A 14,494-nucleotide genomic window follows, 5' to 3' on the forward strand; every position below is an offset into this window, starting at 1 on the left:
CAACTCCGAAAAGTGGCGTCAGGCTGAACAAGCCGACCCGAGCACTTGAGGAGACTAACACGCAAATTCGTTTCGTATCCAGTTTTCAAGGATTAAACCTTGATAAGTTCATAATGTTCCCTGATAGCTCAGTTGGTAGAGCACTCGACTGTTAATCGAGTTGTCACAGGTTCGAGTCCTGTTCGGGGAGCCACTATATGGAGAGGTGTCCGAGTTGGCCGAAGGAGCACGATTGGAAATCGTGTAGGCGTCACAAGCGTCTCGAGGGTTCGAATCCCTCTCTCTCCGCCATAATCTTTCAGCTCTACTGCATGGCCCGTTGGTCAAGGGGTTAAGACACCTCCCTTTCACGGAGGTAACAGGGGTTCGAATCCCCTACGGGTCATTTTATTCCTTTGACAGCTACTTCATTGATTCACTTGATTTATAGTGGAGTTATCTGGTACAATAAAACTTGTCTTTTCCCATGGAGGCTTAGCTCAGCTGGGAGAGCATCTGCCTTACAAGCAGAGGGTCGGGGGTTCGATCCCCTCAGCCTCCACCATATAACATCTTATTACTGACGCGGGGTGGAGCAGCCCGGTAGCTCGTCGGGCTCATAACCCGAAGGCCGCAGGTTCAAATCCTGCCCCCGCAATTATCCTCGCAAGAGGATGGCATCATCCAAGTGTGGAGCCGTGGTGTAGAGGCCTAACATGCCTGCCTGTCACGCAGGAGACCGCGGGTTCGAATCCCGTCGGCTCCGCCATTTAACTTTATATGTAAGGCTCGGTAGCTCAGTCGGTAGAGCAGAGGACTGAAAATCCTCGTGTCGGCGGTTCGATTCCGTCCCGAGCCACCATTCAACTTTTCGTTGAAGAGCCGGTGTAGCTCAACTGGTAGAGCAACTGACTTGTAATCAGTAGGTTGGGGGTTCAAGTCCTCTCGCCGGCACCACGTGGAGGCTTAGCGAAGTGGCCAAACGCAGCAGACTGTAAATCTGTTCTCTGACGAGTTCGGTGGTTCGAATCCATCAGCCTCCACCAGTTTTATAGGGGCATAGTTTAAAGGTAGAACAAAGGTCTCCAAAACCTTTGGTGTGGGTTCAATTCCTGCTGCCCCTGCCACATTTTTTAGAAGTAGTGAATTTCATATTATGGCGGTCGTGGCGAAGGGGTTAACGCACCGGATTGTGGCTCCGGCATTCGTGGGTTCAAGTCCCATCGATCGCCCCATTTACTTTAACAATCAAATATAGTGGGGATTAGCCAAGCGGTAAGGCAACGGACTTTGACTCCGTCATGCATAGGTTCGAATCCTATATCCCCAGTATAAGCGGACGTGGCTCAGCGGTAGAGCATCGCCTTGCCAAGGCGAGGGTCGCGGGTTCGATTCCCGTCGTCCGCTCCATTTTTATATTTGGCGCCATAGCCAAGTGGTAAGGCACAGCTCTGCAAAAGCTTTATCCCCAGTTCGAGTCTGGGTGGCGCCTCCATTCATGTTTCGCGGGAGTGGCGGAATCGGCAGACGCACAGGACTTAAAATCCTGCGGTAGGTGACTACCGTACCAGTTCAAGTCTGGTCTTCCGCACTTTTGAACAATTTTATATATGCCGGTGTGGCGGAATTGGCAGACGCGCGCGACTCAAAATCGTGAGGGAAACCGTGGGGGTTCGAGTCCCTTCACCGGCATCACTATTACAATAAAAGGCCTCAAGGACGAACGTCCTTGAGGCCTTTTATTTTTATTTATTAGGTCGATTCAATGAAGTTTGGTAAAAGCGTTGCGTTACTGGTTTTCCTGAAGATCCTCGTTAGTATCTAAAGAATGTGGCTTCACAGATAATCCGTTGGCCTCACGGATAAGAGAGAAGTAATGATCGCCACGTACGACTTCAAACTCCGATCCAAGTGCTTCGCTCATCGTGGTAACATCTGACGGCGTCAAGCTCCATGCTAGCAAGCCCAATGAGACGAACAAGGGGGATTGACCATCCCAGTTGGCTTTGGCTTCCTCGAGGATGCGCAAACCGTCCTGAACGGTACTGATGCCCTGAATCGTTGATACCGGCAGAGAATCATTTACGATCTCCACCCCGTGGCGGTCCTCCCAGCTGAGGAACAGTCCAGGCGCTTTGTAATAACGCTCATAAGCTTCCGCATAAGCTGAGCCAAGCGGTACATTTTCCCCGTCGATTCGATTCAGTACATACGTGAGATTCATTCCACTCTTTTGCAAGTATTTATAAGATTTCTTGAGATAGTCCGCAAATGAGGCTTCTGGCCAAGCCTCAGGGTAGAAATAACCGGCGCCGGACGGTCCGGCGATAATCAGATCGTTAGCAGTTGCCGTCTGCCGGAAATAATTAAGCATGGCCGGTGCGGCATCGTACAACAGCGGGCTGGACGTCCAGTTGATCGGCACCTGACCGCGGGCAGGGTCATCCCACAAAATCCGCATGCGATGCTGATTATATTGGAAGTTATCGCCTTCGCTGAAAGTGTACGTGACATAGATTTTGTTCTCTAATGGAGGCGCAGCGGGTGCTTTGGTCTTGACCTGCTTCGCTTGGGTACCGGAGAAAACGGTCAAGTTGCTAAACCAGTCGGCAGCCAAGACGTAGACGCCATGGTTGGAGGTGACTTCCACGGAGCTGAACTCACCTGCTACGTCGTTGCTGAACCATCCGAGGTAAGGCGTACCCGGCTCGACGTCAGCCATGATTTTCTCGAACAAAGCTCTTTGCTCCGGATCATTCACTTCCAGCCAGAACACCATGGCTTTGTTGGCGACCGCATAATCACGGAGATAACCGTACGGTTCTTTCTGCTCGGAGGAAGGGGGTTGAATGCTGCCGGCAGAAACTTTGTACTGGTTCCACATGTTGACGGAGGTCGTTAGCTCCTGGGTGCCTGCAGGCGGAACAAAGCGATAAACGAAGTATCGTCCGTTATCGGCGAAACGATGTCCACCATCTCCGGCTGAAACCTGGGAGTCCTGCCGATCGTAAAGGAACGGTTCCTCCTCCGGTGTTCCCGGAATAAACTGGGCGATCGTTTGTCCGTCGGCCTGGATCACGATTTCATGCACGGCAGAACCCCAGCCGTCCTGCGTAAATGCATCGTCAAAACGCAAATAGACGGCATCCCCGCCCATAAACGGAGTCAGGTCCAGATCGTAAGTGTCTTTGTTACTGGCATCGCGAATTTGTTCGGTTTCCTCCGCAATCACCTCAAATGATTCAGGGAGTCCCGGAGGGAGTTTTACGGAGACGTTTGGACTGAGACCGACAAGCATGCGGTGCGTCGTTTGTTTCCACAGATGCTCGTATTGCCAGGTATAGGCGTCCATGCGGTCCTGGAACCGGCCGCGCAGATCGTCAAGTACCTTCAGGCGATAGGGAGAGACCTTGAGTTGTTGAGCTAATTCAGGGCTCGCGACAACGGCGTTTTTGAGTCCGGCTAAGGTCGTCGCGACGTTAATCGAGTCCGGAACCTCCGGATCGTAGATGATGATGCCTTTCACTTCATTTTTGTATTTCTTCACGAGATCCAATGCTTCATCGTTCAGCTGATATGGAACCTTGAGATCGTTCAGCCAGGTTAACTTGCCCTCTTCTTCGTTTTCCAGCAAGTAGATGCGGGGTTCGGAACGGTTGATGACACCTTGCAGTGTTGCCAGCAAGATCTTGATATCGCCAGGGGATTTTACCACATCGACTACATCAAGCCGTTTCACCTTCCCAAAGCTTGGAAGCGCTTGCGATTTAGGCCAGCTAATCGTGTTCTTGGATGCAGTCTCCGTTGAGGATTGAGCCGTTGCTGAGGTGGTGCCAAGGGTTAGGGACATTGTGCAGAATAAAACGAAACAAGTCATCGTTATTTTGCGAAACAAATGCGTTCACCTCGTATCCTCATATTTAGGGCCATCGTTCGTTCAGGTTCCTCTTGAAAGCCGGATCCTCGAATTCCCCCCTTTATCGGCCGATTGTGCAAAAGTTAACGATAGCACCTGTATAATATGTTTAATATATCCAATAGTGATTGTCAAGCAAGAGTACGACATTTAATGGATTGACGAAATGCTATAAATGATATAATGTGAATATATGGAGAGTAAGAAGATAGGAGAAGTCTTATGCAAAACGAACGTAAACCGTTATATATGCAGATTCAACAGCACTTCAAAGATATGATCTTGCAGGGCGTGCTACGAGAGAACGATAAGATCCCATCGGAGAAGGAATTGATGGAGCAGTTTGACGTCAGCCGGATTACGGTAGCCAATGCGCTGATGCAGTTGGCGAAGGACGGTTGGATCTACCGGATCCCCGGCAGGGGCAGTTTCGTGAGCGAAGGGATCAGCGAGCTGCTCCAACGCCACCAAGGTTCGGCGGCACCGGACGGCGGGCCTTGGACGGTACTTGATGGAAACTTTGGGGCGTTGACGCATAACGTTACTTCATTTGGCGGTGCTTTAACCGATGCTCAACAGGGAGGAAGCGAAGCTGGGATCCAGGCTACGGGTCGAAAGACGATCGGGCTGGTCATGCCGATGCTGGTCGACTATTTTGCCATTCGGCTGCTACAGGGGATTAATAACATCATTGCCGACAGTCCCTACAGCCTGCAGATTGTGTTGACGTACAATTCCATCGATCGAGAGAAGGAAGCGATCAACGACTTGATTCGTAAAGGGGCGGCCGGGCTCATTATTTTCCCTTGCGACGCGGAGACATACAACGAGGAAATCTTGTCCCTCAAGATGCGGGGCTACCCATTCGTTTTGATTGATCGTTATTTGCCTGGCGTGGCCACGAATTTGTCGCGCAGCGACGGGTTAATCGGTGGACAGCTTGCTATCGATTATTTGTGGGGCTTAGGGCATCGGGATATCGCCATCTGCTCCGATTCGCCACTGCCCACGATCACGGTGGAGGAGCGGATTAACGGGTATATGGAGGCGCTCAAACAGAAGGAAGCGATGATTAATCCGGCGCTGATCCTAACCGATTTCAATGTGGATTATCGCGAGATCGACAAGAAACACCCGTTGTACCGGTTCATCAAGAACCAGATAGCCACCGCCTATATTACGCTAAACGGGCGGCTTGGCCTGCACATCTACTCGATTTGCAAGGAACTGGGACTCAAGGTGCCGGAAGACGTCTCGATCCTCACATTTGACGATCCCTCGCCGGGGCTGCATGAATGGGGGTACTTCTCACATATCTCACAATCCGAGATTGAAATGGGGGAGGCGGCAGCCCGTATTCTACTGGACATTTTCCAGAAGCCTGATGCCAAGGATTCGGGATACACGAAAGTGATCCTAGAGCCGAAATTAATCGAAAGCCAATCGACCGGACCGCTCCGGAAACGGACAACGTAAAAAAGGAACGATTGACAGGACATCTGCTTGCTAACAAGCAGGTGTCTTTTTTTGCGAAAAATTAGCGATAAATGATATATCTAATATCTTGACATAAATGACATAGTGAAATATAGTTAATAATACAAATAGATAAACAACTAACAACCGATGCTTAATCAGTGCACTTCACAGTAAGGAGGGTTGCTTGGACGATGGAAAATGCGGGATTACGGGAGCGGAAAATACCGCTGCAGCGCAGGTTAGGGAGACATAAGGATGCTTTGATTGCCGCCGTTATCCTAGTGCCGATGTTCTTGGTATGGCTTGTGGTTTCGGGTTTCCCCACTTTATTCGGGTTCGTATTAGGTTTCTTTGAATGGGTGGGGTTGGCGGATACGCCTAATTTTATCTGGTTCGATAACTTTGTCAGCTTCTTCAATAATCCGGTGTATACGGATGCCTTGTGGAGATCGATTTGGTTGGGCGGACTGGTGACAGTCATTACGCTTGGGGCAGGGTTCTTTGCCGCACTGCTGATGAATATGCCGTTGTTCGGCAAGGGATTTTACCGTTCGATCTGGTATATCCCCGCCATCACAGCAACAGTTGCGACCACGCAGGTCTTCAACATTTTTCTGGATTCAAACAATGGGGTCATTAACAACATTTTAAAAGCCATGGGCAAGGAACCCATCGTCTGGCAGTACTCTGTCGGATGGGGCATTTTCTGGATCGTGGTTTACTCCGTCTGGAAAGGGGTAGGCGGGGCGGCATTAATCTGGCTGGCCGGTTTGCAATCTGTGGATTTGTCCTTATACGAGGCGGCGGAAATCGACGGTGCGGGACGATGGAATAAGCTGCGGTACGTAACGCTGCCAGGGCTTAAGCCGATCGCGACGTATATCGTCATTACGAACTTGATCGGAGCGATCCAGATTTACGAGCAGGTGCTGTTTATTACCAACGGCGGGCCATATGGGCAAACCGAAGTACTGGTGTTCCGCATTTATCGGGACGGCTTCTGGGACTTCAACTTGGGAATGGCTGGCGCCTCTTCGTTGATCATGGCTCTGATCGTTATCGTCGTTACTGTGCTGTACTACAACTGGTCAACGAAATCCGACCGACGGACGACCATCCCGCTGAAGCCCGTCAAATCCGCAGGAAAGGAGGCGCTCCCGCATGCCCGGTCCACTAAACGCCAAGGTTAGCAAGCAGTTTAAGCCCGTTTATTTGCTGGGCCATCTCATCCTGCTTGGTGTCGGGATCATCCTGCTGTATCCGCTCATTTTTATGGTGCTTGCCGGCTTTTTTACCAAGACGGAATTCTCCTCGACCGTGTTAGGCATTTTCCCGATTCCGAAAGCACCGACGCTGGAGAACTTTAAAGCGCTGATCGCCGGATCCACAGACGCGGCCGTAGCCACCTATATGAAAAACTCGCTTATTCGTACGGTATACAATACGTTTTGGGCGATTTTGACCTCGTTCCTGGCCGGATACGTATTCGCACGACTTCGGTTCAAGGGACGGGACGCGATCTTTCTGATCTTGCTGGCCACGCAAATGATTCCCGGTACACTGGCCATCATTCCGACCTACCTTGAATTTGCTCGGTTTCCGTTCGCCGGAGGGAACGATGTATTCACCGGGGGGACCGGGATTCTGAACTCTTGGTGGGTTTACTTCATCGGCGGACCCAGCATCAACATCATGGGAACGTTTCTGGTGAAGCAGTCGCTGGAAAAGGTGCCGCTGGAAATTGACGAAGCCGCTATCGTAGATGGGGCCGGGACGTTCCGGTTGATCTTCCAGATCCTGTTCCCGCTGCAGCTGCCGATCATGGCGTTTATCGCGATCACAACGGCGCTCGGAACGTGGAATGACTTTATTACCCCGTTCTTCTATACGACCAGCGATGGTTTGCAAACGCTTCCGGCGGCGATCACACGGATATCCTCCGTTGGAGCTAGCCCGGGTGCGGTGATCAACTACCCGATGATCATTACTTTAAGCTTGGGCATTACGGTTCCGGCACTGCTGATCTTTGCCTTCTTCCAGAAGTACATCGTGCAGGGCTTAGCCAATACGGGCATCAAAGGGTAAGGGTAACCGTCAACACGCTTTGAGAAAGACCAAATAAGGTCATTACGGTCCGTTACGGATCGAATGGATAAACACCCGAGTTGAAACTTGACTTACTGGATACTCACAATGAATAAAATAAAATTTGGAGGGGTTCAAGTATGTTGTGGAAAAAAATGCACGTCATGTTCCTATCGCTGTTAATCATCACCTTGTTAGCGGCTTGCGGTTCCGGGGGAGGCAATACAGGCGGCAACAAGGCCGCGAACGAACCGGGAACCAACCAGAACCAGCCATCCGGCAATGACGGCAAGTCATCGGAGGGAGGCGCCACCATTACGGTGCTGAACGAAGGGGCCGTTGGGGTAGGGGTAGGGGTGCTCGCTGACCTGCTGGAGAAGAATAAGCAAAAGACCATTGCCGACGAGACGCTGAACCCGCGGATATTAGAAGAGGATTACAACTATACTCCCGGTCAGCGGTTGCAAAAAGCCGGCCTCTTCCCGTACTATTATCAATCGTTTATAAACGAGAAAATGCAAAGCAAAAACATTACGGTTAAAACTGAGGACTGGGGTTGGGGCGAGCCGCTGATCCAGAAGCAAACAGCGGGATTCCTGGCCAAGAACATGCCGGACATCATCGTTGGGGAAACGCAAATGCCTGGGTTTGCCCAACAGGGCTTGCTTGAGCCGTTCCCGGATGAAATGGCGCAGGAAATTCGCGACAATGTCGCGCCTGCTGCCTGGAAGCCGATGGAGTATGATGGTAAGATTTATGGCTTTGCCTCGCAGCCTGGCGTAAGCAGCTTGTTCTGGAACAAGGATTTGGTGAAGCAAGCGGGCTTGGATCCGGATAAAGCACCGGCAACATGGGACGAATTATTGGCCAATGTGCAAAAGGTAACCGAAGCCGGCAAGGGCAAATTCTATGGCGGCGGGGTATACGCCGGTCCAAACGCCGGGGGATATTTACGGTATGGTACACTACTAGTGATAAATGGCGGAGGATTCGCCGATGATCAAGGCCAGCCTGTGTTCAACTCTGACGCCAACGTGGAAACGGTGAAGTTCCTGAAAGAGCTTAACGCAAACCATCCTGCGGGATTGATGGCAAACACGAATGAAGGAACCTATTTCGATGCGTTCAAAAAAGGACAAATCGCTTATCTGATCGACGGACCGTGGCGGGCGATCGAAAGCTCGCAAATCGGCATCGAATACGGCATGTCGCAAATTCCGCTGTCCCCAGACGGTCAAGCCGGTAATATCACGATCGGCGCTGCGTTCCATGCCGTGCCGAAGGATGCCAAAAACAAGGAAGCCGCATTTGAGTACATTCGCGCGATGTACAGCGAAGAAATCCAGCAACTGATTGCCGATACCGGCGTCCGTTCGCCGGTCTTGAAGTCGATCGCCGAAACCGATGCCTACAAAGCTGGTTATCCGGAAATGTATCAGCATTATCTGGCGATGTCCGGTAACGTGCAAGGGCTGCCGACGTTTGCCAAAGAAGATTCGAAGATCTGGCAGATCTTCGGCGAAGCCGTCACCAAAGCGTTGATGACCAAAGGGGATGTCCAAACCATCATGGACGAGGCGCAGAAGAAGGCGGAGGCCATTACGAAGTAAATTACATTGAAAGAGTGATGCAGCATGCCTTATGAATCAAATCACATCATGACCCAAAAGGCGAAGCAAAGGCTTGCCAAATTACAAGAGTACGTCTATCGCCCGATCGCCGGGCTTGAGGTTGAAGCTTGGGTGACGAAAGAGCCGGTTCCTTTTGCCGAGCGGATGAGCGGCCGACACGTCCGGCTTCAACCCGGAGATAAATGGGGAGAGTTGTGGGATTGCGCCTGGTTTCATTTTCAGGGTACCGTTCCGAAAACGGCCGTAGGCCAAAAAATCGTTCTATTGATCGACATTAACGGCGAGCTATGCCTCGTGGACGAAGCCGGAACCCCGCGCCAAGGCTTAACCAACGTGAGTTCCGAGTTCGACTACAGCCTGGGGCGGCCTGGCAAACGGGTGGTGGACGTAAGTGCCGCCGCCCGGGGCGAGGAGGCCATTGACCTCTGGGGAGATGGCGGCTGCAATGACCTGTTCGGCCATTATCGCAGCGGGACGCTGAAGGAAGCGGTAATTGCCGTTTGCCACGAGGAAGCCCGACAATTGGCTTACGATCTGGAGGTACTGATCGAGCTGGTCGAACAACTGCCGGATTCCAGCGCAAGGAAAGCCCAAGTGCTGCAGTCCGTCTACGAGGCGGCACATCTTCTGGCGGAGATCAATGAGAAGACGGTGCATTCGGCGAAGGAACGATTGGCCCGCGAACTGGTGAAAAAAGGCGGCGATCCCGTGCTGACGGTCAGCGCCATCGGCCATGCGCATATCGATTTGGCTTGGCTCTGGCCGATCCGCGAGACGATTCGCAAAGGGGCACGGACCTTTTCGACCGTGCTGCGCAACATGGAGAAGTATCCGAGTTATGTGTTTGGCGCAAGCCAGCCGCAGCTGTACCAATGGATGAAAGAGTATTATCCGCAGCTTTACGCGGAAGTGAAGGAGCGAATCCGCGAGGGCCGCTGGGAGGCGCAAGGCGCGATGTGGGTCGAGCCGGATGCGAACATTTCCGGCGGCGAGGCGCTGGTGCGTCAGATCCTGTACGGCAAACGGTTCTTCCGGGAGGAGTTCGGCAAGGACATGAGGGTGTTGTGGCTGCCGGACGTCTTCGGTTATACGGGCAGTCTGCCGCAGCTGCTCAAGAAATCCGGCGTCGACTACATGATGACGCAGAAGCTCTCTTGGAGCACCTACAACACCCATCCGCATCACAGCTTCTTCTGGGAAGGCATCGACGGGACGAAGGTGCTGACGCATCTCCCGCCAGAGGATACTTACAACAGCCCGGCGGCCCCGCGGTCGCTGGCCAAAATTGAGCAATCTTACTTAGACCGGAACGTCTCGGAACACGCCTTGATGTTGTTCGGAATCGGCGACGGTGGCGGCGGACCTGGGGAGGAGCATCTGGAGCGGCTTGAACGCGAGCATAACTTACTGGGACTTCCGCCGGTCGTCCAAGAGCCCTCGCTTGCATTTTTTGAGCGATTGGAGCAGGAAGCTTCCCGTTTCCAAACTTACCGGGGCGAACTGTATCTCGAGAAGCATCAGGGGACTTTGACGACGCAGGCGCGCAACAAGTGGTATAACCGCAAACTGGAAAAAGCGCTGCGCGAGCTGGAATTTGCCGCTTCGCTGCAGCTCGTGCTTGGCGAAAGCCCGGGGGCGTACCCGACCGCTCGGCTGGAGGAGATTTGGAAGGAAATGCTGTTATACCAATTCCATGATATCTTGCCGGGTTCGTCGATCACGCGCGTGTACGACGAGTCGCTAGAGCGCTACGCCAAATTGCTGGGCGAAGTCCGGGCGATGACTGCGGAAGCCTATGGGCGCGCGGCTAGCCGATCCGGCGTTGCTGCCGGCGGGACCGTCCTGTTCAATTCCTTGCCGTGGGAGCGGCGGGAGTGGATAGAGATCGGCGGCAGCTGGCAGTATGTACAAGTGCCGGCGATGGGCTGGCGTGAGTTGAAGCAGGCTGCTGCGGAAGCGCCGGCAACGGGGCTGATTGCCGAGGAGCTCCGTCTGGAGAACGAGCGCCTTGAGGTTCGTTTCGCCGAGAACGGCAGCATCGTGTCGTTATACGACAAAGCTGCCGGGCGGGAAGCGGTTCAGCCGGGTACGGAAGCAAACCTCTTTACGGTCTACCATGACGATGGCGATGCCTGGGACTTCCCGCGCGACTACCGCGAGACCATCGCCGGGACGATGACGCTGGAAAGCCGTCGTGCTTACGTCTCTGGGCCGCAAGCGATCATTGAACAGGTATACCGCTTTGGAGAATCAACGTTAAAACAAACGATCCGCCTGCTTCAAGGCGATGATCTGCTGCGATTTGACACGGAGGCGGATTGGCAAGAACACGGGAAAATGCTGCGGGTTGCTTTTCCAGTGGCGGTGGTTAGCGATCAGGTAAACTGTGAAATCCAATTTGGGGTCTTGAAACGGCCAACGACGCGGAACAACGCGATCGAGTTTGCCCGCGACGAAATCTGCGCCCATCACTATCTGGATCTGTCGCAGCCGGATTACGGCGTAGCGCTGCTGAACGACAGCAAATACGGGCATCGCGCGGAAGGCGGCGTCTTGGACCTGAACCTGCTGCGCAGTCCAGGCTACCCGGACCCGCAAGCCGATCGGGCGGAGCACCGCTTCACGTACGCTTTGTATCCACATGCGGGCGATTTCATCCAAGCAGGCGTATATCGCAAAGGGTATGAGTTGAATATTCCGCTCACTCCGGCGGAAGCGATCTCGGTGACGGTGGATGGCAGCCGGGCTGCTGATATCCATGCATCGCGGCCGATGCCGCTCATTTCGATCGACCATCCGAACGTGATGGTGGAAGCCGTCAAGAAGGCCGAGGACAGCGATCATCTCATCTTCCGGTTGTACGAAACGGCGGGAGCCGGGGCAAATGGTGGGCTGAGCTTCGGGATGACTTGCCGAACCATTGAAGAGACGAACCTGCTCGAGGAGCCCATTTCGCTATTGGCAGAAGATACAAATCAAATTCGCTTACCGTTTACACCGTTTGAGATTAAGACGATTCGCGTTCAGTTGGCGTAACCATAGAGTAGGAGGCTTCTAACGAACTTCTAAGTTGCGAAGGAGGGGCATGGCGTGACGGGAAGAGCACGGGCAGAGGAACGGACCGGGTTCCAGGAAGGCAGCAGTTATGGTGCTTCGTATGACCTGCAGGCGGATTTCGTGATGGTGTATGGCATAGGGGAAACGATGCCCCAGCGTATCCGAGAGTGGGCGGCGCGGGGGTATCGGGTACATCTGATGACCGGGGTGTCCTGGGGAGGTTACCAAGACTACCTGAACGGCAAGACGGACGGTCGCCCCCATTGGGATGAAGCCCAGAAATATCAGGACGGCGAGATGATTATCCACGGAACTTCGGTAGATATTCCTTACATGGTGCCAACGATCAGCTATGCCGACTTTCTCGTGGAACGGATTCGACCGGCTGTTGACGCCGGTGTGGAAGCCATCCATTTGGAGGAGCCGGAATTTTGGGTAGAAGGCGGTTACTCCGAGGCGTTCCAACGCGAATGGCAAAATTATTACAACGAACCCTGGCAACCGCCCCATTCCTCGGAGGATGCGCAATATCGTGCCTCCAAGCTGAAGGCTTATCTGTACACGCGATGCCTGGATCGTATCTGCTCGGCGCTAAAGGAGTATTCGTTGGTCCGGTATAACCGGCCGCTGCGTTTTTTTGTGCCGACGCACAGCTTGATTAACTACACCCAGTGGCGGATCGTCAGCCCGGAATCGCGGCTGCTCGACGTGCCGACGATCGACGGCTACATCGCTCAGATTTGGACGGGGACTTCGCGGACGGCCAATGTATACGAAGGGAACCGCGCGGAGCGGACATTCGAGACCGCGTTCCTGGAATACGGAATTATGCAGGAATTGGTGCGCGGGACGCATCGTCGCATGTGGTTCCTGCATGATCCGATTGAGGACGATCCGACGCGAACCTGGGCGGATTACCGCGAGAACTACGTCAAGACATTGATCGCCTCGCTGTTGCATCCGGCCGTTTCCCGCTATGAGGTGGCACCTTGGCCTCGGCGGATATTTAAGGGGAGTTATCCGTCCGCCGATGGTAAAGGCAATGAGGGGATTCCGGCCGATTACGCGACGATCCTGCTGAACGTGATGCATACACTGGGGAACATGGAACAGGAGGAGGTTCGGGTGTTTGGTAATGCCGCCGTCACCGGCGTGCTCCTGGCTGACTCGGCTATGTTCCAGCGAAAACGCATCGGAACGGAATCGTCTGGTTTCATGATGAAATACGACGGGACCAACGAAGTGAAGTTAACGGAAGAATCCGCGGTGGAGCTGCTCAATTTCTCGGCTTTTTACGGGCTGACGTTGCCGCTTGTCAAACATGGGCTGCCGGTCCGACCGGTGCAGCTCGATAACGTTCGGCGGTTTCCCGGATATTTGGACGACTACCGCGTGCTGGTATTAAGCTATGAGTTTATGAAGCCGGAATCTCCGGATTTGCATGGGGTATTGGCCCAATGGGTGCGGGAAGGCGGCGCACTCCTTTACGTCGGGGATGATAGCGATCCGTATCATGGAGTCCGAGAATGGTGGAATCAGGGAAGGCGACATTACGTTTCGCCCCGGGCCCACTTATTCGAATCGCTTGGGTTACCATGTGAGGCCGAGGCAAATGTGGAGGGGATCACAAGGGTTGGCGCTGGACTGGTCAGCTATTTGCCGATGCGGCCGGACCGGATCGCGGAAAGTGAAGAAGCGGCTACGCGGTTCCGTACTGCGGTAAGGGAAGCGATGGAGGCGTTGGGCAGCATGCAGGGAATGGCAGATACGGCTCACTCCACGCAGCACGAAGTCTCTGGCGGCTCTTCGGGAGAGCCGTCTTTGCCGGACGCGCTCAGCTGGGAACCGGCGAACTTTTTCCATCTCCGCCGCGGTCCTTACGTCATTGCCTCCGTTATGAAGGAATCGATTAGCGAAACGCCGCTTGAACTTGAAGGTCTCTTCGTCGACCTTCTTGAGGCCGATTTGCCCGTCAAAGAACGGGCCACGGTCGAGCCGGGCCGCCAAGCCTTACTTTATGATTTGGCGTACACCGGGCCGGGTAGCCTTAGTTCCGGATCCGGCCTGATCGCTGCCTCCTCCCGGATCGAAGATTTTCGCGAGGATGAGCGCGGCATGACGTTTACGGCCAAGGGACCTCGCCCGCTGCGAGCCGTGGCGCGGATACGTTGCGATTCAAGTCCTGCGGCCGTTTCTGCAGAGGAGCTTGATCTTGGACAGGGTGATGGTCTTGCAACAGCGTCTACCGTATCGCCGCAATTCGAATGGGATGCGAAGTCGCGTACATTGCTCATCCATTACGAGCATGGGGACGAAGGAACTCGCATCACGGTGAAGAAGTAGGAAA

Annotated in this window: 7 protein-coding genes and 16 tRNA genes; 22 read left to right on the forward strand and 1 reads right to left on the reverse strand. The window is 53.6% G+C overall.

All coding sequences use genetic code 11. The features are described from left to right. The first annotated feature begins 117 nt into the window (after nt 1-117). The 16 genes from IM700_RS09330 (at nt 118) to IM700_RS09405 (ending at nt 1,671) form a co-directional block, all read left to right on the forward strand. Nucleotides 118-193, forward strand: a tRNA-Asn gene (locus IM700_RS09330). A gap of 6 nt (nt 194-199) precedes the next feature. Continuing rightward, nucleotides 200-291 (forward strand) — tRNA-Ser (locus IM700_RS09335). A gap of 22 nt (nt 292-313) precedes the next feature. Beyond that, nucleotides 314-385 (forward strand) — tRNA-Glu (locus tag IM700_RS09340). 83 nt (nt 386-468) lie between these two features. Further along, nucleotides 469-544 (forward strand) — tRNA-Val (locus IM700_RS09345). A gap of 19 nt (nt 545-563) precedes the next feature. Next, nucleotides 564-637 (forward strand) — tRNA-Met (locus IM700_RS09350). A gap of 34 nt (nt 638-671) precedes the next feature. After that, nucleotides 672-748: transfer RNA gene (locus IM700_RS09355), tRNA-Asp, on the forward strand. Between the two features lie 17 nt (nt 749-765). Then, nucleotides 766-841: transfer RNA gene (locus IM700_RS09360), tRNA-Phe, on the forward strand. Between the two features lie 19 nt (nt 842-860). Next, a tRNA-Thr gene (locus IM700_RS09365) sits at nt 861-936 on the forward strand. 3 nt (nt 937-939) lie between these two features. Then, a tRNA-Tyr gene (locus IM700_RS09370) sits at nt 940-1,025 on the forward strand. 7 nt (nt 1,026-1,032) lie between these two features. Next, nucleotides 1,033-1,106 (forward strand) — tRNA-Trp (locus tag IM700_RS09375). 32 nt (nt 1,107-1,138) lie between these two features. Then, nucleotides 1,139-1,214 (forward strand) — tRNA-His (locus IM700_RS09380). 23 nt (nt 1,215-1,237) lie between these two features. Continuing rightward, a tRNA-Gln gene (locus IM700_RS09385) sits at nt 1,238-1,309 on the forward strand. 5 nt (nt 1,310-1,314) lie between these two features. Continuing rightward, a tRNA-Gly gene (locus IM700_RS09390) sits at nt 1,315-1,389 on the forward strand. Between the two features lie 11 nt (nt 1,390-1,400). Then, nucleotides 1,401-1,474 (forward strand) — tRNA-Cys (locus IM700_RS09395). Between the two features lie 10 nt (nt 1,475-1,484). Then, nucleotides 1,485-1,570 (forward strand) — tRNA-Leu (locus tag IM700_RS09400). A gap of 21 nt (nt 1,571-1,591) precedes the next feature. After that, nucleotides 1,592-1,671 (forward strand) — tRNA-Leu (locus IM700_RS09405). 97 nt (nt 1,672-1,768) lie between these two features. Here the strand turns inward: IM700_RS09405 and IM700_RS09410 are convergent. Further along, nucleotides 1,769-3,718, reverse strand: coding sequence for a GxGYxYP domain-containing protein (locus IM700_RS09410; RefSeq protein WP_336244891.1), 1,950 nt, complete (start codon nt 3,716-3,718; stop codon nt 1,769-1,771). Between the two features lie 399 nt (nt 3,719-4,117). Between IM700_RS09410 and IM700_RS09415 the strand changes: the two genes are divergently transcribed. The 6 genes from IM700_RS09415 (at nt 4,118) to IM700_RS09440 (ending at nt 14,490) form a co-directional block, all read left to right on the forward strand. Further along, nucleotides 4,118-5,371, forward strand: a complete 1,254-nt coding sequence (locus tag IM700_RS09415; protein ID WP_193417322.1) for a GntR family transcriptional regulator — start codon at nt 4,118-4,120, stop codon at nt 5,369-5,371. Between the two features lie 194 nt (nt 5,372-5,565). After that, nucleotides 5,566-6,564 (forward strand): carbohydrate ABC transporter permease, encoded by a 999-nt coding sequence (locus tag IM700_RS09420; RefSeq protein ID WP_193417323.1) that lies wholly within the window; start codon nt 5,566-5,568, stop codon nt 6,562-6,564. Then, nucleotides 6,536-7,459: a carbohydrate ABC transporter permease gene (locus tag IM700_RS09425; protein ID WP_193417324.1), complete on the forward strand. Its 924-nt coding sequence runs from the start codon at nt 6,536-6,538 to the stop codon at nt 7,457-7,459. Before IM700_RS09420 ends, IM700_RS09425 begins: the two co-directional genes overlap by 29 nt. Before the next feature lie 140 nt (nt 7,460-7,599). Continuing rightward, on the forward strand, nt 7,600-9,069 hold the full coding sequence (locus tag IM700_RS09430) for an extracellular solute-binding protein (protein ID WP_193417325.1): 1,470 nt from the start codon (nt 7,600-7,602) through the stop codon (nt 9,067-9,069). A gap of 24 nt (nt 9,070-9,093) precedes the next feature. Continuing rightward, nucleotides 9,094-12,126 carry an alpha-mannosidase gene (locus IM700_RS09435; protein ID WP_193417326.1) on the forward strand — a complete coding sequence of 1,011 codons (3,033 nt, stop codon included), beginning with the start codon at nt 9,094-9,096 and terminating at the stop codon, nt 12,124-12,126. 54 nt (nt 12,127-12,180) lie between these two features. Further along, nucleotides 12,181-14,490: a hypothetical protein gene (locus IM700_RS09440; RefSeq protein ID WP_193417327.1), complete on the forward strand. Its 2,310-nt coding sequence runs from the start codon at nt 12,181-12,183 to the stop codon at nt 14,488-14,490. Nucleotides 14,491-14,494 lie beyond the last annotated feature (4 nt).

The organism is Paenibacillus rhizolycopersici (genome assembly GCF_014947195.2).
Taxonomy (GTDB): domain Bacteria; phylum Bacillota; class Bacilli; order Paenibacillales; family Paenibacillaceae; genus Fontibacillus; species Fontibacillus rhizolycopersici.